This window comes from Pseudomonas sp. UTLPPB19802, from assembly GCF_059730225.1.
Genome location: NZ_AP048545.1, coordinates 2,157,797 through 2,183,435 on the forward strand (window position 1 = coordinate 2,157,797; position 25,639 = coordinate 2,183,435).

The window sequence follows — 25,639 nt, forward strand, 5'->3', positions numbered from 1 at the left end:
GAGGAATAAGTACCATGGCTTACAGTGAAAAGGTCATCGACCACTACGAAAACCCGCGCAACGTCGGCAAGATGAATGCCGAGGATCCGGATGTCGGTACCGGCATGGTCGGCGCCCCGGCGTGCGGTGACGTTATGCGCCTGCAGATCAAGGTCAACGAGCAGGGCATCATCGAAGATGCCAAGTTCAAGACCTACGGCTGCGGTTCGGCTATCGCCTCCAGCTCCCTGGCTACCGAGTGGATGAAGGGCAAGACTCTGGATGAAGCAGAGACCATCAAGAACACTCAGCTGGCCGAAGAACTGGCTCTGCCGCCAGTGAAGATCCACTGCTCCGTACTCGCCGAAGACGCCATCAAGGCTGCCGTTCGCGACTACAAGCAGAAGAAAGGCCTGATCTGATCGATCCGGCGTTGAAGATTTGAGCGAAAAGCTAAGGAGTCCCCGATGGCTATCAGCATGACAGAAGCGGCTGCTCGACACGTGCGACGCTCCCTCGACGGGCGCGGCAAGGGTGAAGGCATTCGCCTGGGTGTTCGCACCACAGGCTGTTCCGGCCTTGCCTACGTGCTGGAGTTCGTCGACGAGGTGGTGGCGGAAGACCAGGTGTTCGAGAGTCACGGTGAAAAAGTGATCATCGACCCGAAGAGTCTGGCCTACCTTGATGGCACCGAGCTGGATTTCGTCAAGGAAGGGTTGAACGAAGGCTTCAAGTTCAACAACCCCAACGTGCGCGGTGAGTGTGGCTGCGGCGAAAGCTTCAACGTCTGAGGCTATTCGTGGGTACTCCTTGTCATTTCGCTTTGTTCGAGCTGCAACCTGGCTTCACGCTGGACCTCGATCAGTTGGCCGCGCGCTACCGTGAGTTGGCGCGCGCCGTCCATCCGGACCGTTTCGCCGATGCATCCGAGCGTGAGCAGCGCCTGGCGCTGGAGCGTTCCGCCAGCCTCAATGAGGCCTACCAGACCCTCAAGAGCCCGCCCAAGCGCGCGCGTTACCTGCTGGCGATGAATGGCGGCGAGGTGCCGGTGGAAGTCACCGTGCACGATCCTGATTTCCTCATGCAGCAGATGCAATGGCGTGAAGAGCTCGAGGATCTGCAGGACGATGCCGACCTGCCGGGTATTGCCGCTTTCAAGCGGCGCTTGAAGGCGGCCCAGGATGCGTTGAACGAAAGCTTCGCAGCTTGCTGGAATGATGCCGCGCAACGCGAACAGGCCGAACGCCTGATGCGGCGCATGCAATTCCTCGACAAGCTCACCTACGAAGTGCGCCAGTTAGAAGAGCGCCTCGACGATTAACCCCCGTGCTGCCGCACGCCTGATATTCAGATAAGTCCAGATAACCATGGCCCTACTGCAGATCGCCGAACCAGGCCAAAGCCCACAGCCGCACCAGCGTCGTCTGGCGGTGGGGATTGACCTGGGCACTACCAATTCGCTGGTCGCTGCATTGCGCAGTGGTCTTTCCGAGCCCCTGGCCGATGCCGACGGGCAGGTGATCCTGCCGTCCGCGGTACGCTACCACGCCGATCGCGTCGAGGTAGGCCAGTCGGCCCGTCTGGCGGCTTCCAGTGATCCGCTCAATACCGTGCTGTCGGTCAAGCGCCTGATGGGGCGTGGCCTGTCGGACGTCAAGCAATTGGGCGAGCAACTGCCTTACCGCTTTGTCGGTGGCGAGTCGCACATGCCGTTCATCGACACCGTGCAGGGTCCGAAGAGCCCGGTCGAAGTCTCCGCCGATATTCTGCGGGTACTGCGCCAGCGCGCCGAGGCGACCCTGGGTGGCGAGCTGGTCGGTGCGGTGATCACCGTGCCGGCCTATTTCGACGACGCCCAGCGCCAGGCGACCAAGGATGCGGCCCGTCTGGCCGGCCTGAACGTCCTGCGCCTGCTCAATGAGCCGACTGCCGCGGCAGTAGCCTATGGCCTGGACCAGCATGCCGAAGGTGTGGTGGCGATCTATGACCTGGGCGGCGGTACGTTCGATATTTCCATCCTGCGCCTGACCGGCGGGGTTTTCGAAGTCCTGGCCACCGGTGGCGACAGTGCCCTGGGTGGCGACGATTTCGACCATGCGATCGCCGGCTGGATCATCGAGCAGGCCGGGTTGTCGGTGAACCTGGATCCAGGTGCCCAGCGTAGCCTGTTGCAGGCCGCCTGTGCAGCCAAGGAAGCGCTGACTGATGCCGCAGCCGTCGAAGTCGTCTATGGTGACTGGCGTGCGCAACTGACCCGCGAAACTTTCGATGTCCTGATCGAACCGATGGTCGCTCGCAGCCTCAAGGCCTGCCGCCGCGCCGTGCGGGACTCGAACGTCGAGCTCGAAGACGTGCACGCGGTGGTCATGGTCGGTGGTTCGACCCGCGTCCCGCGTGTTCGCGAGGCAGTGGCCGAGATGTTCGGTCGTCAGCCGCTGACCGAGATCGACCCGGATCAGGTGGTGGCCATTGGTGCCGCAATCCAGGCCGATACCCTGGCCGGCAACAAGCGCGAAGGTGGCGAATTGCTGCTGCTGGACGTCATTCCACTGTCCCTGGGGCTTGAGACCATGGGCGGCCTGATGGAGAAGGTGATTCCGCGCAACACCACCATTCCCGTGGCTCGCGGCCAGGATTTCACTACCTATAAGGATGGCCAGACGGCCATGGCGATTCACGTGCTGCAAGGCGAGCGTGAATTGATCAGTGACTGCCGCTCGCTGGCGCGCTTCGAACTACGTGGTATCCCGGCGATGGTCGCTGGCGCGGCGAAGATCCGCGTGACCTTCCAGGTCGATGCCGATGGCCTGCTCAGTGTCTCCGCTCGCGAATTGGGTTCGGGCGTCGAGGCGAGCATCCAGGTCAAGCCATCCTATGGCCTGACCGACGGTGAAATCACCCGGATGCTCAAGGATTCGTTCCAGTATGCCGGCGACGACAAGGTTGCCCGCGTGCTGCGCGAGCAGCAGGTCGATGCCCAGCGTCTGGTCGAGGCGGTGCAGGGCGCCCTGGAGGCTGATGGCGAGCGCCTGCTCGACGCCGAAGAGCGCATGGTCATCGAGCTGCAGGTGCAGGAACTGAGCGAACTGATAAAGAGAACCGATGGCCATGCCATCGAGCAGCAGACCAAGCGTCTGTCGCAAGTGACCGATGCCTTTGCGGCCCGCCGCCTGGATTCGACGGTGAAAGCCGCGCTGGCCGGACGCAACCTGAACGAGATTGAGGAATAACGATGCCGCAGGTCATTTTTCTGCCCCATGAAAAGTTTTGCCCGGATGGCATGGTGGTCGAGGCCGAGCCCGGTACTTCCATCCTCGATCTGGCCCATGAGCATCACATCGAGATGGAAAGTGCCTGTGGTGGCGTCTGTGCATGCACCACCTGCCATTGCATCATTCGCGAGGGCTTCGATTCGCTGGAAGAGGCCGACGAACTGGAAGAGGACTTCCTCGACCGTGCATGGGGGCTGGAAGCCCAGTCCCGCCTGGCTTGCCAGGCGATTGTCGGCACCGAGGACCTGACGGTCGAGATTCCCAAGTATTCGCTGAACCACGCTGCCGAAGCGCCGCACTGAGTCAAGGACATATCATGAGTCTGAAGTGGACTGATGTGCTGGAAATTGCCATCCAACTGGCTGAAAGCAAGCCGGATATCGACCCGATAGCGGTCAATTTCGTCGATCTGCGCAAGTGGGTCATGGAGTTGCCGGAGTTCGATGATAAACCGGAACATTGTGGCGAGAAGGTACTGGAGGCCATCCAGGCCCACTGGATCGAAGAACGCGACTGATCCGGCGGTAAGATCAAGCAATACCCGAGTTAGGCAATACCCAAGAACCCGCGTATAATTCGCGGGTTTAATTTTTCGCAAATTATCGTTTCTGGAGTTACACCATGGCTGTTCAACGCACTTTCTCCATCATCAAGCCTGACGCTGTTGCAAAAAACGTCATCGGCGAAATTACCACCCGTTTCGAAAAAGCCGGCCTGCGCGTTGTTGCTTCGAAACTCAAGCAACTGTCGAAAGCCGAAGCCGAAGGCTTCTACGCTGAGCACAGCGCTCGTGGTTTCTTCGCTGACCTGGTTGCCTTCATGACTTCCGGCCCGGTTGTCGTTCAGGTTCTGGAAGGCGAAAACGCTATCGTTCGTAACCGCGAGCTGATGGGCGCCACCAACCCTAAGGAAGCTGCTCCAGGCACTATCCGCGCCGACTTCGCTGAATCCATCGACGCCAACGCCGTTCACGGCTCGGACTCCGAAGCCGCCGCTGCTCGCGAAATCGCTTACTTCTTCGCTGCTACCGAAGTAACCACTCGCTAAGCCACGGCTGACGAGTGAAGGTGAATCCATGACTACATCTGCTGTGAAAACCAACCTGCTGGGGCTGACCCAGCCGGAAATGGAGAAATTCTTCGACTCGATCGGGGAGAAGCGTTTCCGTGCCGGTCAGGTAATGAAGTGGATTCACCACTTTGGCGTCGACGATTTCGACGCCATGACGAACGTCAGCAAGGCCTTGCGCGAAAAGCTCAAGGCTGTTGCCGAAGTTCGTGGTCCCGAAATCGTCAGCGAGGACATCTCCAGCGACGGCACCCGCAAATGGGTGGTACGCGTGGCGTCCGGCAGTTGCGTCGAGACCGTCTACATTCCCCAGGGCAAGCGCGGTACCTTATGCGTTTCGTCCCAGGCAGGCTGTGCCCTGGACTGCAGTTTCTGCTCCACCGGCAAGCAAGGCTTCAATAGCAACCTCACCGCCGCCGAAGTGATCGGCCAGGTGTGGATTGCCAACAAATCCTTTGGCAGCATTCCGGCCTCCATCGACCGTGCCATCACCAACGTGGTGATGATGGGCATGGGCGAACCGCTGCTGAACTTCGACAACGTCATCGCCGCCATGCGCCTGATGATGGACGACCTGGGCTACGGCATCTCCAAGCGCCGCGTGACCCTGTCGACCTCCGGCGTGGTACCGATGATCGACGTGCTGGCCCAGCACATCGACGTGTCCCTGGCGCTGTCGCTGCACGCGCCGAACGATGCACTGCGCAACCAGCTGGTACCGATCAACAAGAAGTACCCGCTCAAGATGCTGCTCGAGTCGTGCCGTCGCTACATGGACACCCTGGGCGAGAAGCGCGTCCTGACCGTCGAGTACACCCTGCTCAAGGATGTGAACGACCAGGTCGAGCATGCGGTCGAGATGATCGAGCTGCTCAAGGATACGCCGTGCAAGATCAACCTGATCCCGTTCAACCCGTTCCCGCATTCGGGTTACGAGCGTCCTAGCAACAACGCGATCCGGCGCTTCCAGGATCTGCTGCACCAGGCTGGCTACAACGTCACCGTGCGCACCACCCGCGGTGAAGACATCGATGCTGCCTGCGGGCAGTTGGTCGGGCAGGTGCTGGACCGCACCCGTCGCAGCGAACGTTATATCGCCGTGCGTGAACTGAGCGCCGATGCCGATATGCCGCGTAGCGCTTCGAGCCGAACCTGAGCTGAACCTGAGAGAGGAACTCCATGACCCTGCGCGTAGCGCTCCTCGTACTGTTCGTCGGCCTGCTGGCCGGCTGCGTTTCGACAGGCAATGTCGATCCGATGAGTACCGGCAAGGGGCGTGATGAAGCGCGCAATGCGTATGTGCAACTGGGGCTCGGCTACCTGCAGCAGGGCCAGACCGAGCAGGCCAAGGTGCCGCTCAAGAAAGCCCTCGAGCTGAGCAGCTCCGACGCCGACGCCAATGCCGCCCTGGCGCTGGTGTTCCAGGCCGAAATGGAATGGGACCTGGCCGACCAGCATTTTCGCAAGGCGCTGTCCTCGCGCCCGAATGATGCGCGGATTCTCAACAACTACGGTGGCTTCCTGTACGAGCGCAAGCAGTACAAGCAGGCCTACGAGCGCTTCGAACAAGCCGCTGCCGACAGTCTTTACCCCGAGCGTTCGCGGGTCTACGAGAACCTCGGCCTGACCGCCCTGGCCCTGGGCGATCGCGAACTGGCCCGGCAGAACATGGACAAGTCCCTGCGACTCAATCGCCAGCAACCACGTGCCTTGCTGGAAATGGCTGAGTTGTCTTACGAAGACAGGCATTATGTGCCCGCGCGTGATTATTACGAGCAGTTCAGCCAGCTCAGCGAGCAGAATGCCCGTAGTCTGCTGCTCGGTGTTCGCCTGGCGAAGATTTACGAAGATCGTGACAAGGTCGCCAGTTACGGCCTGCAATTAAAACGACTCTATCCCGGTACGCCGGAATATCAGCAATACCTGTCGGAGCAATGATGAAAGCGGCGCATCCAGAAGTTGTAGCAGCCACTCGCGTAAATCCCGGTGAGACCCTGCGTCAGGCCCGCGAAAGCAATGGTTGGACGCTGGCCGAGGTGGCCCTGAAGCTCAACCTGACCAGTAGCTCCCTGAGCAATCTGGAGGCCGGTGCCTTCGACAAGCTGCCGGGGCATACCTTTGCCCGCGGTTACATCCGTGCGTACGCTAAACTGTTGGGCATGGACCAGACCGTGCTGGTGCAGCAGTTCGACCAGTGCACCGGTACCGATTCCCAGGGCAGCAACGTCCACGCCCTCGGTCGTATCGAAGAGCCGGTGCGGGTTTCCCATACCATTTTGCGAATTGTCAGTTTGTTGCTGCTTATTGCCGTGATCGGCGGCGGTTTTGTCTGGTGGCAGGACCAGACCAGCCAGCGCACCAAGGATCAGGCAGCGATCAGCATGGAGCACGTCGAAGTCGAAAGCGCCGACGGCACCACGCAGATTCATCCGATCGACGAGCCGGAAGACCAGGCTGTCGCGCAGAACCAGTCCAACCCGGACGACGAACCGGCCGCACCGGCTGCTGAAGCCAGCCCGGCGCCCACCGCTCCAGCGGCGGCCCCGGCCGTGGTGCCAGTACCGCATGCTGCGCAATCGCTGGTGGTGCCTGCACAGCCAGCACCAAGCCCGGTTTCGCCGGTATCGCCAAGTGCTCCAGTCAATGGCGCGCCGAGCGCACCCGCCGCCGCAGTCAGTGCACCGGTAGCCGGCGCCGGGCAGGTTCACGTGACCTTCATCGCCGACTGCTGGACCCAGGTTACCGACGGCGGTGGCAAGGTTCTGTTCAGTGGTCTAAAGCGCAAGGGCGACTCGCTCGAAGTCAGCGGCAAGCCGCCATTCGCAGTCCGCCTGGGCTACGCCAAGGGCGCACAGGTCACCTACAACGGGCAGGCGGTCGATGTCGCCCCGTTCACCAGCGGCGAGACTGCTCGCCTGAAGCTAGGTCAATAAGTCATGCACGGCGAATCACCAATCAAGCGTCGCGAATCGCGCAAAATCTGGGTCGGCTCGGTGCCGGTGGGCGGTGATGCGCCCATCGCGGTACAGAGCATGACCAACAGCGACACCAATGATGTCGCGGCCACCGTGGCCCAGATCAACCGCCTGGAAGCGGCTGGCGTCGACATCGTCCGGGTTTCCGTGCCGGACATGGATGCTGCAGAGGCCTTCGGCCGGATCAAGCAGCAGGTCAAGGTGCCGCTGGTTGCCGATATCCACTTCGACTACAAGATCGCCCTGCGGGTAGCCGAGTTGGGTGTGGACTGCCTGCGGATCAACCCCGGCAACATCGGTCGTGAAGATCGGGTGCGCGCGGTGGTCGACGCGGCCCGCGATCGCGGAATCCCGATCCGGATCGGCGTCAATGCCGGCTCCCTGGAAAAGGACCTGCAGAAAAAATACGGCGAACCGACCCCGGCTGCGCTGGTAGAGTCCGCCTTGCGCCATGTGGAACACCTGGAACGCCTGAATTTCCAAGACTTCAAGGTCAGTGTGAAGGCCTCCGACGTGTTCATGGCGGTGGAAGCCTACCGCCTGCTGGCCAAGGAAATCATCCAGCCGCTGCACCTGGGTATCACCGAGGCTGGCGGTTTGCGTTCAGGTACGGTGAAATCGGCGGTCGGCCTCGGTATGCTGCTGGCCGAAGGGATTGGCGATACTATTCGCATCTCGTTGGCGGCTGACCCGGTCGAGGAAGTGAAAGTCGGCTACGACATTCTCAAGTCCCTGCACCTGCGGTCCCGTGGGATCAACTTCATCGCCTGCCCGAGCTGCTCGCGGCAGAATTTCGATGTGGTCAAGACCATGAACGAGCTGGAAGGGCGCCTGGAAGACCTGCTGGTGCCGCTGGATGTCGCGGTGATCGGCTGTGTGGTGAATGGCCCCGGTGAAGCCAAGGAAGCCCATGTCGGGCTGACCGGCGGTACGCCGAACCTGATCTACATCGACGGCAAGCCGTCGCAGAAACTGACGAATGACAACCTGGTGGATGAGCTGGAAAAGCTGATCCGGCAGAAGGCGGCCGAAAAGGTCGAAGCCGACGCGGCAGTCATCGCCCGCGGCTGATCGAAGAATTTAAGGAATATCTGTGAGCAAGTCCCTGCAAGCCATTCGTGGCATGAACGACATCCTGCCTGAGCAGACGCCGCTCTGGCGCTATTTCGAAGGCACCGTTGCGCGTCTGCTGGATAACTACGGTTACAAGCAGATCCGCATGCCGATCGTCGAGTTCACCGAGCTGTTCAAGCGCTCCATCGGCGAAGTGACCGACATCGTCGAAAAAGAGATGTACACCTTCGAGGACCGCAACGGCGATTCGCTGACCCTGCGTCCGGAAGGCACCGCGGCCTGCGTGCGTGCGGTGCTGGAGCACGGCATCAGTGGTGGCGGCCAGCAGCAGAAGCTCTGGTACATCGGCCCGATGTTCCGTCACGAACGTCCGCAGAAAGGCCGTTATCGCCAGTTCCACCAGATTGGCTGCGAAGTGTTCAATATCGACGGTCCGGACATCGACGCCGAGCTGATCGTGCTGACCTGGCGCCTGTGGGGCCTGCTGGGCATCCGCAACGCGGTCAAGCTGGAGCTCAACAGCCTGGGCACCAGCGAGTCCCGTGGTCGCTATCGCGAGGCGCTGGTGGAGTATCTTTCCGCGCGCTTCGAGCAACTGGACGAAGACAGCCAGCGTCGTCTCAAGACCAACCCGCTGCGCGTGCTCGACACCAAGAACGTCGACACCCAGGCGGTATTGGTGGATGCGCCGAAGCTGGCCGACTACCTCGATGAAGAGTCGCGCCTGCACTTCGAAGGCCTCAAGGCCCGTCTTGATGCAGCCGGCATTCCCTATGTGATCAACCCCAAGCTGGTCCGTGGCCTGGATTACTACAGCAAGACCGTGTTCGAGTGGGTCACCGACCAGTTGGGTGCCCAGGGCACCGTCTGTGCCGGTGGTCGCTACGACGGCCTGGTCGAGCAGATGGGCGGCAAGCCGACCCCTGGCGTTGGTTTCGCCATGGGTATCGAGCGCCTGATCCTGCTGCTGGAAACCCTGGAGCAGGTGCCTGAAGAGATTTCCCGGCAGGTCGACGTGTACCTCTGCGCCTTCGGCGAGGCTGCAGAACTGGCGGCGCTGGCCCTGAGCGAGAAGGTTCGTGACCAGTTGCCGAACCTGCGTTTGCAGATCAACGCCGGTGCCGGTAGCTTCAAGAGCCAGTTCAAGAAAGCTGACAAGAGTGGTGCGCTGTACGCCTTGATCCTCGGAGACGACGAATTGGCTCAGCAAGTGGTAGGTTTCAAACCCCTGCGTGGCCAGGGCGAGCAACAAAGCATTGCCTGGGATGCTCTTTCCGAGCACTTGTCCACCTGCGTCGTGCAGGGTTGAAGCTGTAAAACAGCCGATTTAGAGAATAAGGAGTATTGGGGTGTCGAGTTCCGAAGATGATCACGTAGCCGAGATGAAGGAATGGTGGCAGCGTAACGGCAAGCCCCTGGTCACCGGCGGCCTGCTGGCGCTAGTGGTGGTGTTCGGCTGGCAGGCCTGGCACAAGTACCAGAACAACCAGTCGCAAGGTGCCTCGGTGCTCTATCAGGAACTGCTGGAAAGCACCCTGACGCCTGACGGCAAGCCTGATCCGGCGCGCGTCGCCGATCTGGCCGGCAAGCTCAATACCCAGTATGGCGGCACCGCCTACGCGCAATACGGTAGCCTGTTCGTCGCGAAAGTCGCGGTCGATACCGGCAAGTTGGATGACGCAGCTACCGAGCTCAAGGCGGTGGTCGACAAGCCGGTCAACGGCACCCTGGGTGAAGTTGCGCGCCAGCGCCTGGCTCAGGTACTGGCTGCACAGAACAAGGCTGACGATGCACTGAAACTGCTCGTCGGCGATGCTGACAAGGCGTTCCTGGCCAGTCGTGAAGAACTCAAGGGGGACCTGCTGGTTCAACTGGGTCGTAACGATGAAGCCCATGCTGCGTACCAAAAGGCCAAGGCGGCGCTTTCCGATGAAGCGGCGGTCGGTGGCTTACAAATCAAGCTCGACGACTTGGCCAAAGGGGATGCGTGACGTGATCCGTTGGAAACATGCAGCATTGCTGGCCCTGGCCATTCTGGCCGCGGGTTGCAGCAGCAACAGCAAGAAAGAACTGCCACCGGCCGAGCTGACTTCCTTCAAGGAAGAAGTGGTTCTGCAGAAGCAGTGGAGCCGCTCCATCGGTGATGGCCAGGGCAAGATCTACAACATGCTGGTTCCCGCCGTTGATGGCGACACCCTCTACGCCGCCGACGACAGTGGCGTGGTGGTGGCCATGGATCGCATGAATGGCGACGTGAAGTGGAAGAAGGACCTGGAGCTGCCGGTATCCGGTGGTGTCGGCGTCGGCTACGGCCTGGTGTTGCTGGGTACCCTCAAGGGCGAGATCATTGCCCTGGATGCCAGCAGCGGCGAAGAGAAATGGCGCTCCCACGTGACCAGCGAAGTGCTGTCCGCACCGGCGAACAATGGTGACGTGGTGGTGGTCCAGACCCAGGATGACCGCGTGATCGGCCTCGACGCTTCCACCGGTAACCAGCGCTGGTTGTACGACAGCTCGCCGGCAGTCTTGACCTTGCGTGGCACCGGTGCACCGTTGGTGACCAACCACCTGGCGGTGGCTGGCCTGTCGACTGGCAAGGTCGTCGCCCTGGATACCCAGAACGGCGTGCCGGCATGGGAAACCCGCGTGGCCATTCCGCAAGGTCGCTCCGAGCTGGAGCGTGTGGTCGATATCGACGGTGGCCTGCTGCTGTCCGGCGGTACCTTGTATGTCGCCAGCTACCAGGGCCGCATGGCCGCCCTGGATCTGGAAAGCGGCCGTGTACTCTGGCAGCGTGATGCCTCCAGCTACGCGGGCGTCGCCCAGGGCTTCGGTAGCGTCTATGTCGCGCTGGCCTCGGGCACCGTCGAAGGCGTCGACGAGCGTTCGACCACCGCCATCTGGAGCAACGACTCCCTGGCGCGTCGCCAGCTGTCGGCACCGGAAGTGTTCTCCAGCTACGTGGCGGTCGGCGACTTCGAAGGCTACCTGCACCTGCTGAGCCAGGTGGACGGTCGTTTCGTCGGTCGCGAACGCATCGACAGCGACGGCCTGCGGGTTCGTCCGCTGGTGGTGGGTGACATGATCTACGTGTATGGCAACAGCGGCAAACTGGAAGCCCTGACCATCAAGTAAGGCTTTGACTATGCTTGGGGGAATCCCCAAGCGGCCTCGCTTTGCGAGGTTTGCGACACCTTCCGGCGTCGCCCCCGAGCACCAGCCGCTGCCATGCAGCGGCTTTTGTATTTTCTGAAATAACGAAGTGGAGAGCCGCATGGTTCCCGTAATCGCCCTGGTGGGCCGACCGAACGTCGGCAAGTCCACCTTGTTCAACCGCCTGACCCGCAGTCGTGACGCCATCGTTGGCGACCTGTCCGGTCTGACCCGTGATCGCCAGTACGGTGAGGCAAAGTGGCAGGGGCGCTCCTATATTGTGATCGACACCGGCGGTATCTCCGGCGACGAGCATGGCATGGACGAGAAAATGGCCGAGCAGTCGCTGCTGGCCATTGAAGAAGCCGATGTCGTGCTGTTCCTGGTGGATGCCAAGGCCGGCTACACCGCCGCCGACCAGATGATTGGCGAACACCTGCGCAAGCGCAACAAGCGTTCCTACGTGGTTGCCAACAAGATCGACAACATCGATCCGGACATGGCCCGTGCCGAGTTCAGCCCGATGGGTCTGGGCGATGCGATTCCGATCGCCGGTGCCCACGGTCGTGGCATCACCCAGATGCTGGAAGTCGCCCTGAGCGAGTTCCCGAAAGACGACGAGGAAGAGCCGCAAGAGGGCGAAGAGGAAGAGGTTGCCGAAGGCGAGGAAGCCAAGCGCATTCCTGGTCCGAGCGAGAAGGATGGCATCAAGATCGCTATCATCGGCCGGCCGAACGTCGGCAAGTCGACCTTGGTCAACCGCATGCTCGGTGAAGACCGGGTGATCGTCTATGACCAGCCCGGCACTACCCGCGACAGCATCTACATCCCGTTCGAACGCAACGAGGAGAAGTACACGCTGATCGACACCGCCGGCGTGCGCAAGCGCGGCAAGATCCACGAGGAAGTCGAAAAATTCTCCGTGGTAAAGACCCTGCAGGCGATCAAGGACGCCAACGTGGTGATTTTCGTCATGGACGCCCGCGAAGGCGTGGTCGACCACGACCTGAACCTGCTCGGTTTCGCCCTGGAGTCCGGTCGGGCGATCGTTATCGCGCTGAACAAGTGGGACGGCATGACCCCGGGCGAGCGTGACTACGTGAAGACCGAGCTGGAACGCCGACTGTTCTTCGTCGACTTCGCCGACATCCACTTCATTTCGGCGTTGCACGGTACCGGCGTGGGCAACCTGTACCAGTCGGTGCAGAACTCGTTCAAGTCGGCGGTGACCCGTTGGCCGACCAGCCGCCTGACCCAGATCCTCGAGGACGCGGTGTCCGAGCACGCGCCGCCGATGGTCAACAACCGTCGGATCAAGCTGCGCTATGCCCACCTCGGTGGTGCCAACCCGCCGCTGATCGTGATCCACGGCAACCAGGTCGAGAAGGTTCCGAAATCGTATGTGCGGTATCTGGAAAACACCTATCGCCGTGTGCTGAAGCTGGTCGGTACGCCGATCCGCATCGAGTTCAAGGGCGGCGACAACCCGTACGAGGGCAACAAGAACACGCTGACCGACCGCCAGGTCAACAAGAAGCGTCGCTTGATGTCGCACCACAAGAAAGCCGAGAAAAAGCGCCGCGACAAGCGCTGATCCCGGACTCGGAAGAGGGCGCCCCTGGCGCCCTTTTTCATGCCTGGCGGATACGTTATCCTCGAATCCTCCCGTGCCGTGTAGCGCCGGATGTTCAGCAGGGAAAACGGCCCCATGATCACCAGCAAGTTGCCGAATGTCGGCACCACCATCTTCACCCGGATGTCCCAGCTCGCCGCGGAAACCGGTGCATTGAACCTGTCCCAGGGTTTCCCGGATTTCGATGGCCCGCAGGCCTTGCGCGACGCGGTCGGCCGGCATATCGCCAGTGGCCACAACCAGTATGCGCCGATGACCGGTCTGCCAGCCCTGCGCCAGCAGGTGGCGGCGAAGATCTTCAGCAGTTATGGCGTTCATGTGAACGCCGATGCGGAAGTGACCATCACCCCTGGCGCGACCCAAGGCATCTTCTGTGCGATCCAGGCGGTGATCCAGCCTGGCGACGAGGTCATCGTCTTCGATCCCTGTTACGACAGCTACGAGCCTTCGGTGGAGCTGGCCGGTGGACGCTGTATCCACGTGCAACTGGGGCTCGATGATTTCGCGATCGATTGGCAGAGACTCGAGGACGCCCTGAGCCCGCGTACGCGGATGATCATCCTCAACACGCCGCACAACCCCAGTGGGGCACTGATCAGTCATGCCGAACTGGATCAGTTGGCCGCGTTGATCGCCGATCGCGACATCTACCTGATCAGTGACGAGGTCTATGAACACCTGGTCTACGACGATGTGCCGCATGCCAGCGTGCTGGCTCACGAGGCGCTGTACCAGCGGGCCTTCGTGGTCAGCTCGTTCGGCAAGACCTACCACGTCACTGGCTGGAAGACCGGCTATGTGATTGCGCCGCCGATTCTCAGCGCCGAGTTGCGCAAGGTCCACCAGTACGTGAGTTTCTGTGGCGTGACGCCGCTGCAGTACGCCCTGGCCGACTACATGGAAGCGGACCCGGGGCATGTGCAGCGCCTGCCGGCGTTCTACCAGCAGAAGCGCGACCTGTTCTGCGATTTGCTGAGCCAGTCGCGCTTCAGCTTCAAGCGCGTGGCGGGTACCTATTTCCAACTGGTCGATTACTCCCGGATCCGTCCGGACCTGAACGATGTCGACATGGCGATGTGGATGGCCCGCGAGCACGGCGTGGCGGCGATCCCGGTATCGGTGTTCTACCAGACCCCACCGGCAGACCAGCGCCTGGTTCGCCTATGTTTTGCCAAGCGCGAGGAGACGCTGCGTGAAGCGGCGGAGAAACTATGCGTGATCTGAGTGCCTTGCCCGACCTTAAGCTGGCCCTGGTGCAGACGTCCCTGGCCTGGCACGACCGCCAGGCCAACCTGGAGCATTTCGAGCTGCTGCTGGAGCAGGCCCGCGGTGCGGACCTGATCATCCTGCCGGAAATGTTCACCACCGGTTTCTCCATGGAATCCGAGACCCTGGCTGAGCCGGAGAACGGCCCGACCACCCATTGGCTGCGTAGCCAGGCGAAGGAGTTCGACGCGGTGGTCACCGGTAGCGTGATCGTCCATGCCGCCGATGGCAGCCACCGCAATCGCCTGCTGTGGGCGCGGCCGGATGGCGAGGTCTGGCACTACGACAAGCGCCATCTGTTTCGCATGGCGGGTGAGCACAATCACTATACGCCGGGCGAACGCCAGGTGCAGTTCGAGCTGAAGGGATGGCGGGTGCGCCCGCTGATCTGCTACGACCTGCGGTTCCCGGTGTGGAGCCGGGATGCCCATGACACCGACCTGTTGCTCTACACCGCGAACTGGCCTGGAGCGCGGCGGTTGCACTGGAACCGGTTGCTGCCGGCCCGGGCGATCGAGAACCTGTGTTACGTGGCGGCGGTGAATCGCGTGGGCACCGACGGCAAGGGTTTCTCGTACACCGGCGACAGCCAGGTGCTGGATTTCCAGGGCGAGTCATTGCTGGGGGCGGGAGAGGCCGATGGGGTGTTCCAGGTCACCTTGAGTTCGGCGGAACTGGCGGCCTATCGCGAGCGGTTCCCGGCCAATCTGGATGCCGACACCTTCGAATTCACCTGAGTTGTTGGGTGGCAGTGGCGGCCCTTTCGCGGGTAAGCCCGGCTCCTACAGAGATCACCCAGCTGTAGGAGCCGGGCTTACCCGCGAAAGGGCCCTGAAACTCGACAAAAAACCACCATGAAAAAAGGCCCCGAGATTTTCACCCCGGGGCCTTTTCATTGCGGCGGACGCTTATGCGGCCTTGCTCGCATTCGATTGGCTCAGCGAGCGGTTCAGTGCACTGAATACTGCCTTGAAGCTGGCCGTGGTGATGTTTTCATCGATACCCACGCCGTGCACCGCACGTTCGCCGTTCACGCGCAGCTCGATGTAGGCCGCGGCCTTGGCATTGGTGCCGGCACCAATGGCGTGCTCGTTGTAGTCCATGATTTCCACCGGAACCGGCAAGCCGGCCACCAGTGCCTCCAGAGCGCCGTTGCCCTTGCCGCGCCAGTGCAGGTTGGTTTCGCCCTGGCCCTTGCTCGCCACTTCGACTTCGACGTTGCTGTTGCCGTTCTCTTCCTGCAGGCGATGGCTGACCAGCGCATACGGGGTGTTGGCTTGCAGGTACTCGCTGTGGAGCAGTGCGTGAATCTGCTGGGCAGTCATTTCCAGGCCAAGACGGTCGGTTTCACGCTGTACTACCTGGCTGAACTCGATCTGCATGCGACGTGGCAGGCTGATGCCGTATTCCTGCTCCAGCAGGTAGGCGATGCCGCCCTTGCCCGACTGGCTGTTGACGCGGATCACCGCCTCGTAGCTGCGGCCGATGTCGGCCGGGTCGATCGGCAGGTACGGTACTTCCCACAGGGCGTCGGCCTGTTGCTGGGCAAAGCCCTTGCGGATCGCATCCTGGTGCGAGCCGGAGAACGCCGTGTGAACCAGGTCGCCGACATAAGGGTGACGCGGGTGAACCGGAATCTGGTTGCACTCCTCGACGACCTTGCGTACGCCGTCGATGTCGGAGAAATCCAGCTCAGGGTTCAGGCCCTGGGTGTACATGTTCAGGGCCACGGTCACCAGGTCGACGTTACCGGTACGCTCGCCGTTGCCGAACAGGCAGCCTTCGACCCGATCGGCGCCGGCCATCAGGCCCAACTCGGTGGCGGCGACGCCGGTGCCACGGTCGTTGTGGGTGTGCAGGCTGATGATCACGCTGTCACGGCGGTTGATGTTGCGGTGGAACCACTCGATCTGGTCGGCGTAGACGTTCGGCGTGGCCACTTCAACGGTAGCGGGCAGGTTGAGGATCACCTTGTTCTCAGGGGTGGCGTTCCACACTTCGACTACGGCGTCGCAGACTTCCTTGGCGAACTCCAGCTCGGTGGCGCTGAAGGTCTCCGGGGAGTATTCGAACTGCCACTGGGTTTCCGGCTGCTGGGCGGCGTATTTGACGAACAGCTTGGCCGCGTTCACTGCGATGTCCTTCACGCCTTGCTGGTCCTGGTTGAAGACGATGCGTCGGAAGGATGGGCTAGTGGCGTTGTACAGGTGCACGATGGCCTTCTTGGCCCCGCGCAGGGATTCGAAGGTACGGGCGATCAGGTCTTCACGGGCTTGGGTCAGCACCTGGATGGTGGTGTCGTCCGGAATGTGGCCGTCTTCGATCAGGGTACGCACGAAGTCGAAGTCGGTCTGCGAAGCGGCCGGGAAGGACGCCTCGATTTCCTTGACGCCGACGCTGACCAGGGTTTTCCAGAAGCGCAGCTTCTTCACCGCGTCCATCGGCTCGATCAGCGACTGGTTGCCGTCGCGCAGGTCGGAGCTGCACCAGATCGGCGCCGCCGTGATGGTTTTCGACGGCCAGGTGCGGTCAGGCAGGTCGATGACCGGGAATGGGCGGTATTTCGACGACGGGTCTTTGAGCATGGTCATGGAGAATTCCTTGTTTGTCAGGGCCGAGAAGAGGCGGCCAGCCGGTGTAGCGTTGTCAGGAAAAAGCCTGGGGATGAGGCACCGCGATTCAGCCCGGCAGTCGTGCGCTGACGAGGCAGAGACTGCGGTGTTGACGACGCTGAATGAGGGTATGGGACGTTTTCATGCTTTCAACCCTAACCATTGGGGTGAAAGATGGCAAGCATGTAGGGAAAATTGAGAGGAATACTCGATAAAATGATTTTTTCGAGATTTTATTTTGCTTCTACGGCGGAAAGTCTAGAACAATTGCGCACTATTTTGGACCGGCGCAATTCTTCTCGCCGGGTTCCCCGGCCTTGTTGAAAGCCCCTGGCGCGTGGTATGGGACAGACGGATATAAAAAGGGAGGCCCGAAGGCCTCCCTTTTCAATTGCCCCGCAGCCTTACAGGCTGGAGATTCGGGCGTGTTGCTCGGCCAGCTTGCCCAGGGCCTGTTCGGCCTCGGCGAGCTTGGCGCGCTCTTTCTCGATGACTTCAGCCGGAGCCTTGTCGACGAACGCGGCATTCGACAGCTTGCCGCCGACACGCTGCACTTCGCCCTGCAGGCGCTGGATTTCCTTGTCCAGGCGCGCCAGTTCGGCGCCCTTGTCGATCAGGCCGGCCATGGGCACCAGCACTTCCATCTCGCCAACCAGGGCGGTGGCGGACAGTGGCGCTTCGTCGCCGGCAGCCAGCACGGTGATCGATTCGAGCTTGGCCAGCTTCTTCAGCAGGGTCTCGTTTTCCTTCAGGCGACGCTGGTCTTCGGCACCGGCGTTGTTCAGGAAAAGGGCCAGTGGCTTGCCTGGGCCGATGTTCATTTCGGCGCGGATGTTACGTACGCCGAGCATCAGGCCCTTGAGCCATTCGATATCGCCCTCTGCGGCCTGGTCGATGCGCGCTTCGTTCGCCACCGGCCACGGTTGCAGCATGATGGTCTTGCCTTCGGCACCGACCAGCGGCGCCAGGCGCTGCCAGATTTCCTCGGTGATGAACGGCATGAACGGATGCGCCAGGCGCAGGGCCACTTCCAGTACGCGGACCAGGGTGCGGCGAGTGCCACGCTGGCGCTCGACCGGGGCGTTCTCGTCCCACAGCACCGGCTTGGACAGCTCCAGGTACCAGTCGCAGTACTGGTTCCAGATGAACTCGTAGAGCGCCTGGGCGGCCAGGTCGAAACGGAACTGGTCGAGCTGGCGGGTCACTTCGGCTTCGGTGCGCTGCAGTTGCGAGATGATCCAGCGATCAGCCAGCGACAGCTCGTAGGCCTCGCCGTTCTGGCCGCAGTCCTCGCCCTTGTCCAGCACGTAGCGGGCGGCGTTCCAGATCTTGTTGCAGAAGTTGCGATAGCCTTCGACGCGGCCCATGTCGAACTTGATGTCGCGACCGGTGGACGCCAGCGAGCAGAAGGTAAAGCGCAGGGCGTCGGTGCCGTAGCTGGCGATACCTTCGGCGAATTCGGCGCGGGTCTGCTTCTCGATGGCTTTCTGCAGCTTGGGCTGCATCAGGCCGGTGGTGCGTTTCTGCACCAGCGCTTCCAGTTCGATACCGTCGATGATGTCCAGCGGGTCGAGGACGTTGCCCTTGGACTTGGACATCTTCTGGCCCTGGCCGTCACGGACCAGGCCGTGGACGTAGACGGTCTTGAACGGAACCTGCGGGGTGCCGTCCTCGTTCTTCACCAGGTGCATGGTCAGCATGATCATCCGGGCGACCCAGAAGAAAATGATGTCGAAACCGGTGACCAGTACGTCGGTCGGGTGGAAGGTCTTGAGGAAGTCGGTCTGCTCCGGCCAGCCGAGGGTGGAGAAGGTCCACAGGCCCGAACTGAACCAGGTGTCGAGAACGTCGTTGTCCTGCTGCAGCGCGATGTCCGCGCCGAGGTTGTGCTTCGTACGTACTTCGGCTTCGTCGCGGCCGACGTAGACCTTGCCCGACTCGTCGTACCAGGCCGGAATCCGGTGGCCCCACCACAGTTGGCGGCTGATGCACCAGTCCTGGATATCGCGCATCCAGGAGAAGTACATGTTTTCGTACTGCTTGGGCACGAAGGCGATGCGGCCGTCTTCTACGGCGGCAATGGCCGGCTCGGCCAGCGGCTTGGTCGATACGTACCATTGGTCGGTCAGCCATGGTTCGATAACGGTGCCGGAACGGTCGCCCTTCGGGACTTTCAATGCGTGATCGTCGACGCTGACCAGAAGGCCGGCAGCGTCGAAGTCGGCGACGATCTGCTTGCGAGCCTCGAAGCGGTCGAGACCGGCATATTGCGCCGGGATCGTGCCGTCGATGCTGTCGTTCAGCGTGCCGTCGAGGTTGAACACCTGGCAGGCCGGCAGGACGCTGGCGTTCTTGTCGAAGATGTTCAGCAGCGGCAGGTTGTGGCGCTTGCCGACTTCATAGTCGTTGAAGTCGTGGGCCGGGGTGATCTTCACGCAGCCAGTACCGAACTCCGGATCGCAGTAGTCGTCGGCGATGATCGGGATGCGACGGCCAACCAGCGGCAGCTCGACGAACTGGCCGATCAGCGCCTTGTAGCGCTCGTCGTTCGGGTTCACTGCGACGGCGGAGTCGCCGAGCATGGTTTCCGGGCGGGTGGTGGCGACGATCAGGTGATCCAGGCCTTCGGCGGTCTTGGCGCCGTCAGCCAGCGGGTAGCGCAGGTTCCACAGGAAACCCTTCTCGTCGTGGTTTTCCACTTCGAGGTCGGAGATCGCCGTGTGCAACTTGGTGTCCCAGTTGACCAAACGCTTGCCGCGGTAGATCAGGCCATCCTCGTGCAGGCGCACGAAGGCTTCCTTGACCGCTTCGGACAGGCCGTCATCCATGGTGAAGCGCTCGCGGCTCCAGTCCACCGACGAACCCAGGCGGCGGATCTGCCGGCTGATGTTGCCGCCGGATTGGTCCTTCCATTCCCAGACCTTCTCCAGGAACTTCTCGCGACCCAGGTCGTGCCGGTTCTGGCCCTGGGCTTCGAGCTGGCGCTCCACCAGCATCTGGGTCGCGATGCCCGCGTGGTCGGTGCCCGGCTGCCACAGGGTGTTGCGACCCTGCATGCGGCGGAAGCGGATCAGTGCGTCCATGATCGCGTTGTTGAAACCGTGGCCCATGTGCAGGCTGCCGGTGACGTTCGGCGGCGGGATCATGATGGTGTACGAGTCACCCGCGCCTTGTGGGGCGAAGTAGTTCTCGGACTCCCAGGTCTGGTACCAGGAAGTTTCAATGGCGTGTGGCTGGTAGGTCTTATCCATGCGCGGCGGGACCCTTAGGCATTAATTCAGGAAAGCCGACAAGTATAACGGGGATATGGCGCGGGGCGTAGAGCGAGGTGAGGGGTGGTGCTGCAAAATATTGGCTGGATAGGCGCTCAATCCGCCTATCCAGGCGTGAGCCGATGTGTAGGGGCGGAGTGTTTTTGTGGCGAGCGGGCTTGCCCGCGCTGGGGCGCGAAGCGGCCCTGAAGCCGGTCTATGCGGAGTGTCAGGCAAAACTGGTTGCCTGATCTTGCGGCCGCTTCGCGCCCGAACGCGGGCAAGCCCGCTCGCCACAAGGTGGTGCTCGACTTCGAGTTTGTTTACTCGGGGCTGGCGTTCTACCGCGTCAGGACGGGTATTGGCTGAGCAGGCGCTCCATCCGGGCGTCCAGGCGGCGCTTGATTTCGGTTTCGATATGCGGGGCGAAGTCGTCGATCACATCCTGCATGATCAGTTGGGCGGCGGCGCGCAGTTCGCTGTCCAGGTGCAGCAGGGCGTCCTGGTTCCTGTTGCGCGAAGGTTCGGCGGCGGGAGCGGCGGCCACCGGAGCTGGCTCGGGTGTGAGAGCTGCCGGCTTGCTGGTCGCGGGTGGGGCTTCGGCCCTGGTTTCTTCCTGGACTTCGAGCTGGGCCGTGACGTGAACCTCGGGCTTGGCCTTGCTGCCCACCATGTCGAACAGCAGTGGAATCTGCCCTTCGGTAGCAACGGTCTCGGTCAGCAGCGGTGGCTGCAAGGTCTCGTCGCCCAGCAGCTTGCGGATCGACTCTAGCTCGTCCAGCAGGGGCGCGGCCTTTTGTGATTGTTTTGGAGTGTCCATCGGGGTGCTCAAAGTCGCTGTAGACGGTGATCTTGCAGAGGATAGCCCTGTTCACGGTAGAAGCGGAAACTCTCCCGTGCCGCCTGGCGGATAGCCGGGTCTTCCACCACCACTTCCGCGATGCGGGCAAAGCGCGAGGCAAACGGTGGAACACGCTTGTCGAGGTTGACCAGCAAGTCCTGGTGGGTTCCGGGATCATCTCCCAATCCCAGTACCACGGCACCTTCCGGTTCGCTCTCGGCCGGGCCGTGGGGCACGAAGCTTTCGCCCTTGAAACGCCACAGGCGGGCATCGAGCTCCTCGCGCTGTTCGGCATCGCTGCAGTGCAGGTAGATGCGGTGGCCCAGGCGCCAGGCCTTTTCGGTCAGCTTGCAGGCGAAGTCCAGGCGGGCCAGAGGGTCCGCGCTGGGGAGAATATAGAAGTCGACTTGGGTCATGGGGAATTCCGCAGGCCGGGCGGCGGCGTTGACGGGCGCCGCCCGGCAGGCTCGGGGTCAGGCCTTGGCGCGATCCAGCAGGTACTGGGTCAGCAGGGGCACCGGACGGCCGGTGGCGCCCTTGTCCTTGCCGCCACTGATCCAGGCGGTGCCGGCGATATCCAGGTGGGCCCAGTTGAGGTTCTTGGTGAAGCGCGACAGGAAGCAGGCCGCGGTGATGGTGCCGGCCTTTGGCCCGCCGATGTTGGCGATGTCGGCGAACGGGCTGTCCAGCTGTTCCTGGTACTCGTCGAACAGCGGCAGTTGCCAGGCACGGTCATCGGCCTGGCGGCCAGCGCTCAGCAGTTGCTCGATCAGCTCGTCGTTGTTGCCGAGCAGGCCCGAGGTGTGGGAGCCGAGGGCGACGATGCAGGCGCCGGTCAGGGTGGCGATGTCGATCACTGCCTGCGGCTTGAAGCGCTCGGAGTAGGTCAGTGCATCGCACAGCACCAGGCGGCCTTCGGCGTCGGTGTTGAGGATTTCCACGGTCTGGCCGCTGAGGGTGGTGACGATGTCGCCCGGACGGGTCGCGCCACCGCTCGGCATGTTCTCGGCACAGGCCAGGATGCACACCAGGTTGATCGGCAGCTTGAGCTCCAGCACCGCCTTGAGGGTGCCGAAGACGCTCGCGGCGCCGCCCATGTCGAACTTCATCTCATCCATGCCGGCGCCGGGCTTGAGGCTGATGCCGCCGGTGTCGAAGGTGATGCCCTTGCCGACCAGGGCAAATGGCTTCTCGGATTTCTTGCCGCCGTTGTACTGCATGACGATCAGGCGAGGCGGCTGGTCGCTGCCCTGGCCGACGGCGTAGAACGAGCCCATGCCCATTTCCTTGATCTTCTTCTCGTCGAAGATCTCGACCTTCAGGCCCTTGTAGGCCTTGCCCAGGCTCTTGGCCTGTTCGGCGAGGTAGATCGGGTGGCAGACGTTCGGTGGTGCGTTGCCCAGGTCGCGGGTGAGGGCCATGCCGGTGGCGATTGCCTTGGCGTGGGTCACGGCGCGTTCGACTTCAGCCTGGGCGGCCTTGATGGTGGCCAGGGTGATTTTCTTCAGGGCGCGGGGTTCAGCCTTCTGGCTCTTGTAGGTGTCGAAGTTGTATTCGCCATCGAGCAGGCTCTCGGCCAGCAGGCGGGTCTTGCCATAGCTGTCGCGGCCCTTGACCACTACTTCTTCGTCGAGCGCGATCACGGCATCGGTGCCGCCCAGGCCCTTGAGGGTGGTGAGGATGCTGGCGGCGATCTTGCGGAACGGCCGGTCGCCCAGTTCGGCATCCTTGCCCACGCCCACCAGCAGTACGCGCTCGGCCTTCAGGTTCGGCAGGCTCTGCAGTAGCAGGCTCTGGCCGACCTTGCCGGTCAGGTCGCCGCGCTTGAGGATGGTGGCGATAGTGCCGCCAGTCAGCTCGTCGATCTTCTGCGCGACGGTGCCGAGCTTGCGGCCTTCGCCGACGGCGACTACCAGGGTGGCGGTTTTCAACGTTTCCGGGCTAACGCTTTTTACAACCAGTTCCATGTCTGGGTCCCTGAATAAAGGTCAGTTGGCGCGCAGCGAGGCTCTGCGCTGGGTGGCTTGGCGACACGGTGGCGCGCAAGCGACAAAGGCCGCAGTTTGAACCTCGCCGACCGCTGCTGACAACCCTGCGTTGCAGCTTTGCGTGCGCGGTTGAGCGTGCGCAGTGACAGGGGCGATCAATCACAGGATAATGCGCCATCCTTTCGGGTGGCTCGCAGTGCGGACCACCCTGTTTGCTTGTTCGGCCGCCTTAGCCTGACAACCCTGGAGTGTCTGGTTTGATCGTCTTTCGTTATCTGTCTCGCGAAGTCCTGGTTACATTGAGTGCCGTCAGCGCCGTCCTGCTGGTGATCACCATGAGCGGGCGCTTCGTCAAATTCCTCGCCCAGGCTGCCTCGGGTGCCCTGGACCCGGGTGCCCTGTTCCTGATCATGGGCTTTCGCCTGCCCGGGTTCCTGCAGCTGATCCTGCCGCTGGGCCTGTTCCTCGGGATTCTGCTGGCCTACGGTCGGTTGTACCTGGAAAGCGAAATGACCGTGTTGTCCGCCACTGGCATGAGCCAGCAGCGCCTGCTCGGCCTGACCATGGCCCCGGCATTGCTGGTGGCGCTGCTGGTGGCCTGGCTGAGCCTGGCCCTGGCGCCCCAGGGCGCCTACCAGTTCCAGCTGGTGCTGAACCGGCAGGATGCCCTGACCGAGTTCGATACCCTGGAGCCGGGGCGCTTCCAGGCCTTGAACGACGGCTCGCGGATCACCTATACCGAAAAGCTTTCCGAGGACCGCACCCAGCTGGGTGGCGTGTTCATTTCGGAGAAGCGCCTGGGGCAGGACAAGAAGGACCGCGGTATTTCGGTGCTGGTGGCCGATCACGGTCGTCTCGAGGTCAAGCCGGATGGCAACCGCTACCTGATCCTGGAAAATGGCTACCGCTATGACGGCAGTCCGGGGCAGGCGGACTACCGGGCGATCAAGTACGACACCTATGGCGTGCAGATGGAAAAACCGGAAATCAGCAACGAGGTGACCGACCGCGATGCGCTGGCCACCCGTGACCTGTGGGGCAGCAATGAGCGCAAATCGATTGCCGAGCTGCAATGGCGCCTGTCTTTGCCGTTGCTGGTGTTCATCGTCACCCTGATGGCGGTGCCGCTGTCTCGCGTCAACCCACGCCAGGGGCGCTTCCTCAAGCTGCTACCGGCGATCCTGCTGTACATGGCCTACCTGACCATGCTGATCTCGGCCCGTGGAGCCCTGGAGAAGGGCAAGCTGTCGCCGGCGCTCGGCCTGTGGTGGGTGCATGCGCTGTTCCTGGCGATTGGCCTGGGACTGCTGTATTGGGAACCGTTGCGTTTGAAGCTGGCGAGTCGCCGCGGCATGAAGGAGATGGCTCGTGGTTAAGCTCGACCGCTACATTGGCAGTGCTGTATTCATGGCGATCCTGGCTGTGCTCGGGATCATTCTCGGCCTGGCCTCGCTGTTCGCCTTCATCGACGAGATGGGTAACGTCAGCGATACCTACACATGGGGCGATATCCTCAGTTTCGTGTTGCTGACAGCGCCCCGGCGCGTCTACGACATGCTGCCGATGGCCGCCCTGATCGGTTGCCTGATCGGCCTGGGTAGCCTGGCCAGCAACAGCGAATTGACCATCATGCGTGCGGCGGGGGTATCCGTCGGGCGTATCGTCTGGGCGGTGATGAAGCCCATGCTGGTGCTGATGATCGTCGGCGTGCTGGTGGGCGAATACGTCGCGCCGGTTACCGAGAGCAAGGCCCAGGCCGACCGGGCCCTGGCCCAGGGCTCGGGCGATGCGCAGAGCTCCAAGCATGGCCTGTGGCACCGCCAGGGTGACGAGTTCATCCATATCAACGCCGTGCAGCCCAATGGCCTGCTCTACGGGGTGACCCGCTACCAGTTCGACGACCAGCGCCGCCTGCAGTCCTCGAGTTTTGCCAAGCAGGCACGCTTCGAGCAGGATCACTGGAACCTGACGGATGTCACCACTACCCATTTCCGTGGTGACCACACCGAGGTCGTCAACGCTCCGCAGGAAACCTGGGGTGTTTCCCTGAAGCCGAACCTGCTGAGTACCGTGGTGATGGTGCCCGAATCGCTGTCGATCAGTGGCCTGTGGGGCTACATCCACTACCTGGCGGACCAGGGGCTGGCCAACGGCCGGTATTGGCTGGCGTTCTGGGTCAAGATCCTGCAGCCGCTGGTCACGGCGGCGCTGGTGCTGATGGCGATTTCGTTCATTTTCGGCCCGCTGCGTTCGGTGACTCTCGGTCAGCGGGTGTTCACCGGGGTGCTGGTGGGCTTCACTTTCCGCATTGCCCAGGATCTGCTGGGGCCGTCGAGCCTGGTCTTCGGCTTCTCGCCGCTGTTCGCGGTACTGGTGCCGGCGGGAATCTGCGCCGTCGCCGGGTTCTGGTTGCTGCGTCGCGCCGGATAGACGCCTCGCACCTGTCGGGATAACCCGAAAAAGAGCCTCTGCCGACCAGCAGGGGCTTTTTTGTGCCTGTCGTCCCGCCGGTTGACGTGACGCCTTG

General features: G+C 62.2%; 24 protein-coding genes. 19 read left to right on the forward strand and 5 right to left on the reverse strand.

Features of this window, described 5'->3' with window-relative positions; translation table 11 throughout:
• The first annotated feature begins 14 nt into the window (after positions 1–14).
• The 17 genes from iscU to AC6I6U_RS09880 all read left to right on the forward strand — a co-directional run bounded on the left by iscU (position 15) and on the right by AC6I6U_RS09880 (position 15,157).
• A complete protein-coding gene (gene iscU, locus AC6I6U_RS09800) occupies positions 15–401 on the forward strand; it encodes a Fe-S cluster assembly scaffold IscU (RefSeq protein ID WP_007929523.1) in 387 nt (128 codons plus the stop codon).
• A 45-nt stretch (positions 402–446) separates the two neighbouring features.
• Complete coding sequence (gene iscA / locus AC6I6U_RS09805) at positions 447–770, forward strand: iron-sulfur cluster assembly protein IscA (protein ID WP_017904917.1); 324 nt, start codon at positions 447–449, stop codon at positions 768–770.
• A gap of 8 nt (positions 771–778) precedes the next feature.
• Positions 779–1,300 carry a co-chaperone HscB gene (gene hscB / locus AC6I6U_RS09810; RefSeq protein ID WP_497881750.1) on the forward strand — a complete coding sequence of 174 codons (522 nt, stop codon included), beginning with the start codon at positions 779–781 and terminating at the stop codon, positions 1,298–1,300.
• A gap of 46 nt (positions 1,301–1,346) precedes the next feature.
• Positions 1,347–3,209: a Fe-S protein assembly chaperone HscA gene (hscA, locus tag AC6I6U_RS09815; protein ID WP_497881751.1), complete on the forward strand. Its 1,863-nt coding sequence runs from the start codon at positions 1,347–1,349 to the stop codon at positions 3,207–3,209.
• A gap of 2 nt (positions 3,210–3,211) precedes the next feature.
• Positions 3,212–3,553: an ISC system 2Fe-2S type ferredoxin gene (fdx, locus tag AC6I6U_RS09820; RefSeq protein ID WP_186681006.1), complete on the forward strand. Its 342-nt coding sequence runs from the start codon at positions 3,212–3,214 to the stop codon at positions 3,551–3,553.
• 14 nt (positions 3,554–3,567) lie between these two features.
• Complete coding sequence (gene iscX, locus AC6I6U_RS09825; protein WP_497881752.1) at positions 3,568–3,768, forward strand: Fe-S cluster assembly protein IscX; 201 nt, start codon at positions 3,568–3,570, stop codon at positions 3,766–3,768.
• 104 nt (positions 3,769–3,872) lie between these two features.
• Positions 3,873–4,298, forward strand: coding sequence for a nucleoside-diphosphate kinase (gene ndk / locus AC6I6U_RS09830; protein WP_186681002.1), 426 nt, complete (start codon positions 3,873–3,875; stop codon positions 4,296–4,298).
• A 28-nt stretch (positions 4,299–4,326) separates the two neighbouring features.
• A complete protein-coding gene (gene rlmN / locus AC6I6U_RS09835) occupies positions 4,327–5,475 on the forward strand; it encodes a dual-specificity RNA methyltransferase RlmN (RefSeq protein WP_497881753.1) in 1,149 nt (382 codons plus the stop codon).
• Between the two features lie 23 nt (positions 5,476–5,498).
• Positions 5,499–6,257, forward strand: a complete 759-nt coding sequence (pilW, locus tag AC6I6U_RS09840; RefSeq protein ID WP_497881754.1) for a type IV pilus biogenesis/stability protein PilW — start codon at positions 5,499–5,501, stop codon at positions 6,255–6,257.
• Positions 6,257–7,252, forward strand: coding sequence for a RodZ domain-containing protein (locus tag AC6I6U_RS09845; protein ID WP_497881755.1), 996 nt, complete (start codon positions 6,257–6,259; stop codon positions 7,250–7,252). Before pilW ends, AC6I6U_RS09845 begins: the two co-directional genes overlap by 1 nt.
• A 3-nt stretch (positions 7,253–7,255) precedes the next feature.
• Positions 7,256–8,365, forward strand: coding sequence for a flavodoxin-dependent (E)-4-hydroxy-3-methylbut-2-enyl-diphosphate synthase (gene ispG / locus AC6I6U_RS09850; protein ID WP_497881756.1), 1,110 nt, complete (start codon positions 7,256–7,258; stop codon positions 8,363–8,365).
• A 22-nt stretch (positions 8,366–8,387) separates the two neighbouring features.
• Entirely contained in the window at positions 8,388–9,677 is a 1,290-nt protein-coding gene (hisS, locus tag AC6I6U_RS09855; RefSeq protein ID WP_497881757.1) for a histidine--tRNA ligase, read from the forward strand.
• A 40-nt stretch (positions 9,678–9,717) separates the two neighbouring features.
• Entirely contained in the window at positions 9,718–10,359 is a 642-nt protein-coding gene (locus AC6I6U_RS09860; RefSeq protein WP_497881758.1) for a tetratricopeptide repeat protein, read from the forward strand.
• Positions 10,352–11,503 carry an outer membrane protein assembly factor BamB gene (gene bamB, locus AC6I6U_RS09865; RefSeq protein WP_497881759.1) on the forward strand — a complete coding sequence of 384 codons (1,152 nt, stop codon included), beginning with the start codon at positions 10,352–10,354 and terminating at the stop codon, positions 11,501–11,503. The genes AC6I6U_RS09860 and bamB overlap by 8 nt, the downstream gene beginning before the upstream one ends.
• Positions 11,504–11,642: 139 nt before the next feature.
• Positions 11,643–13,115 (forward strand): ribosome biogenesis GTPase Der, encoded by a 1,473-nt coding sequence (der, locus tag AC6I6U_RS09870; protein ID WP_497881760.1) that lies wholly within the window; start codon positions 11,643–11,645, stop codon positions 13,113–13,115.
• 114 nt (positions 13,116–13,229) lie between these two features.
• Entirely contained in the window at positions 13,230–14,378 is a 1,149-nt protein-coding gene (locus AC6I6U_RS09875; protein WP_497881761.1) for a pyridoxal phosphate-dependent aminotransferase, read from the forward strand.
• Complete coding sequence (locus tag AC6I6U_RS09880; RefSeq protein WP_497881762.1) at positions 14,366–15,157, forward strand: amidohydrolase; 792 nt, start codon at positions 14,366–14,368, stop codon at positions 15,155–15,157. The genes AC6I6U_RS09875 and AC6I6U_RS09880 overlap by 13 nt, the downstream gene beginning before the upstream one ends.
• A 171-nt stretch (positions 15,158–15,328) precedes the next feature.
• On the opposite strand, the gene leuA is transcribed toward AC6I6U_RS09880, so the two are convergent.
• From leuA to AC6I6U_RS09905, 5 genes are all read right to left on the reverse strand, one after another.
• Entirely contained in the window at positions 15,329–17,011 is a 1,683-nt protein-coding gene (gene leuA / locus AC6I6U_RS09885; protein ID WP_497881763.1) for a 2-isopropylmalate synthase, read from the reverse strand.
• A 425-nt stretch (positions 17,012–17,436) separates the two neighbouring features.
• Positions 17,437–20,283: a valine--tRNA ligase gene (locus tag AC6I6U_RS09890; protein ID WP_497881764.1), complete on the reverse strand. Its 2,847-nt coding sequence runs from the start codon at positions 20,281–20,283 to the stop codon at positions 17,437–17,439.
• A 349-nt stretch (positions 20,284–20,632) separates the two neighbouring features.
• A complete protein-coding gene (locus AC6I6U_RS09895; protein WP_497881765.1) occupies positions 20,633–21,103 on the reverse strand; it encodes a DNA polymerase III subunit chi in 471 nt (156 codons plus the stop codon).
• Positions 21,104–21,111: 8 nt separating this feature from the next.
• Positions 21,112–21,540: a DNA polymerase III subunit chi gene (locus AC6I6U_RS09900; RefSeq protein ID WP_497881766.1), complete on the reverse strand. Its 429-nt coding sequence runs from the start codon at positions 21,538–21,540 to the stop codon at positions 21,112–21,114.
• 57 nt (positions 21,541–21,597) lie between these two features.
• A complete protein-coding gene (locus tag AC6I6U_RS09905; RefSeq protein ID WP_497881767.1) occupies positions 21,598–23,091 on the reverse strand; it encodes a leucyl aminopeptidase in 1,494 nt (497 codons plus the stop codon).
• Positions 23,092–23,369: 278 nt separating this feature from the next.
• Here AC6I6U_RS09905 and lptF point away from each other — a divergent pair, with 278 nt between their 5' ends.
• Complete coding sequence (lptF, locus tag AC6I6U_RS09910) at positions 23,370–24,488, forward strand: LPS export ABC transporter permease LptF (RefSeq protein WP_497881768.1); 1,119 nt, start codon at positions 23,370–23,372, stop codon at positions 24,486–24,488.
• Positions 24,481–25,542, forward strand: coding sequence for an LPS export ABC transporter permease LptG (gene lptG / locus AC6I6U_RS09915; protein WP_497881769.1), 1,062 nt, complete (start codon positions 24,481–24,483; stop codon positions 25,540–25,542). Before lptF ends, lptG begins: the two co-directional genes overlap by 8 nt.
• Positions 25,543–25,639 lie beyond the last annotated feature (97 nt).

Bases quoted from the DNA above. Each gene is read 5' to 3' on its own strand.
- iscU (WP_007929523.1), top strand. From the start codon at position 15: ATGGCTTACAGTGAAAAGGTCATCGACCACTACGAAAACCCGCGCAAC.
- iscA (WP_017904917.1), top strand. From the start codon at position 447: ATGGCTATCAGCATGACAGAAGCGGCTGCTCGACACGTGCGACGCTCC.
- hscA (WP_497881751.1), top strand. From the start codon at position 1,347: ATGGCCCTACTGCAGATCGCCGAACCAGGCCAAAGCCCACAGCCGCAC.
- fdx (WP_186681006.1), top strand. From the start codon at position 3,212: ATGCCGCAGGTCATTTTTCTGCCCCATGAAAAGTTTTGCCCGGATGGC.
- iscX (WP_497881752.1), top strand. From the start codon at position 3,568: ATGAGTCTGAAGTGGACTGATGTGCTGGAAATTGCCATCCAACTGGCT.
- ndk (WP_186681002.1), top strand. From the start codon at position 3,873: ATGGCTGTTCAACGCACTTTCTCCATCATCAAGCCTGACGCTGTTGCA.
- rlmN (WP_497881753.1), top strand. From the start codon at position 4,327: ATGACTACATCTGCTGTGAAAACCAACCTGCTGGGGCTGACCCAGCCG.
- pilW (WP_497881754.1), top strand. From the start codon at position 5,499: ATGACCCTGCGCGTAGCGCTCCTCGTACTGTTCGTCGGCCTGCTGGCC.
- AC6I6U_RS09845 (WP_497881755.1), top strand. From the start codon at position 6,257: ATGAAAGCGGCGCATCCAGAAGTTGTAGCAGCCACTCGCGTAAATCCC.
- ispG (WP_497881756.1), top strand. From the start codon at position 7,256: ATGCACGGCGAATCACCAATCAAGCGTCGCGAATCGCGCAAAATCTGG.
- bamB (WP_497881759.1), top strand. From the start codon at position 10,352: ATGCGTGACGTGATCCGTTGGAAACATGCAGCATTGCTGGCCCTGGCC.
- der (WP_497881760.1), top strand. From the start codon at position 11,643: ATGGTTCCCGTAATCGCCCTGGTGGGCCGACCGAACGTCGGCAAGTCC.
- AC6I6U_RS09875 (WP_497881761.1), top strand. From the start codon at position 13,230: ATGATCACCAGCAAGTTGCCGAATGTCGGCACCACCATCTTCACCCGG.
- AC6I6U_RS09880 (WP_497881762.1), top strand. From the start codon at position 14,366: ATGCGTGATCTGAGTGCCTTGCCCGACCTTAAGCTGGCCCTGGTGCAG.
- leuA (WP_497881763.1), bottom strand. From the start codon at position 17,011: ATGACCATGCTCAAAGACCCGTCGTCGAAATACCGCCCATTCCCGGTC.
- AC6I6U_RS09890 (WP_497881764.1), bottom strand. From the start codon at position 20,283: ATGGATAAGACCTACCAGCCACACGCCATTGAAACTTCCTGGTACCAG.
- AC6I6U_RS09895 (WP_497881765.1), bottom strand. From the start codon at position 21,103: ATGGACACTCCAAAACAATCACAAAAGGCCGCGCCCCTGCTGGACGAG.
- AC6I6U_RS09900 (WP_497881766.1), bottom strand. From the start codon at position 21,540: ATGACCCAAGTCGACTTCTATATTCTCCCCAGCGCGGACCCTCTGGCC.
- AC6I6U_RS09905 (WP_497881767.1), bottom strand. From the start codon at position 23,091: ATGGAACTGGTTGTAAAAAGCGTTAGCCCGGAAACGTTGAAAACCGCC.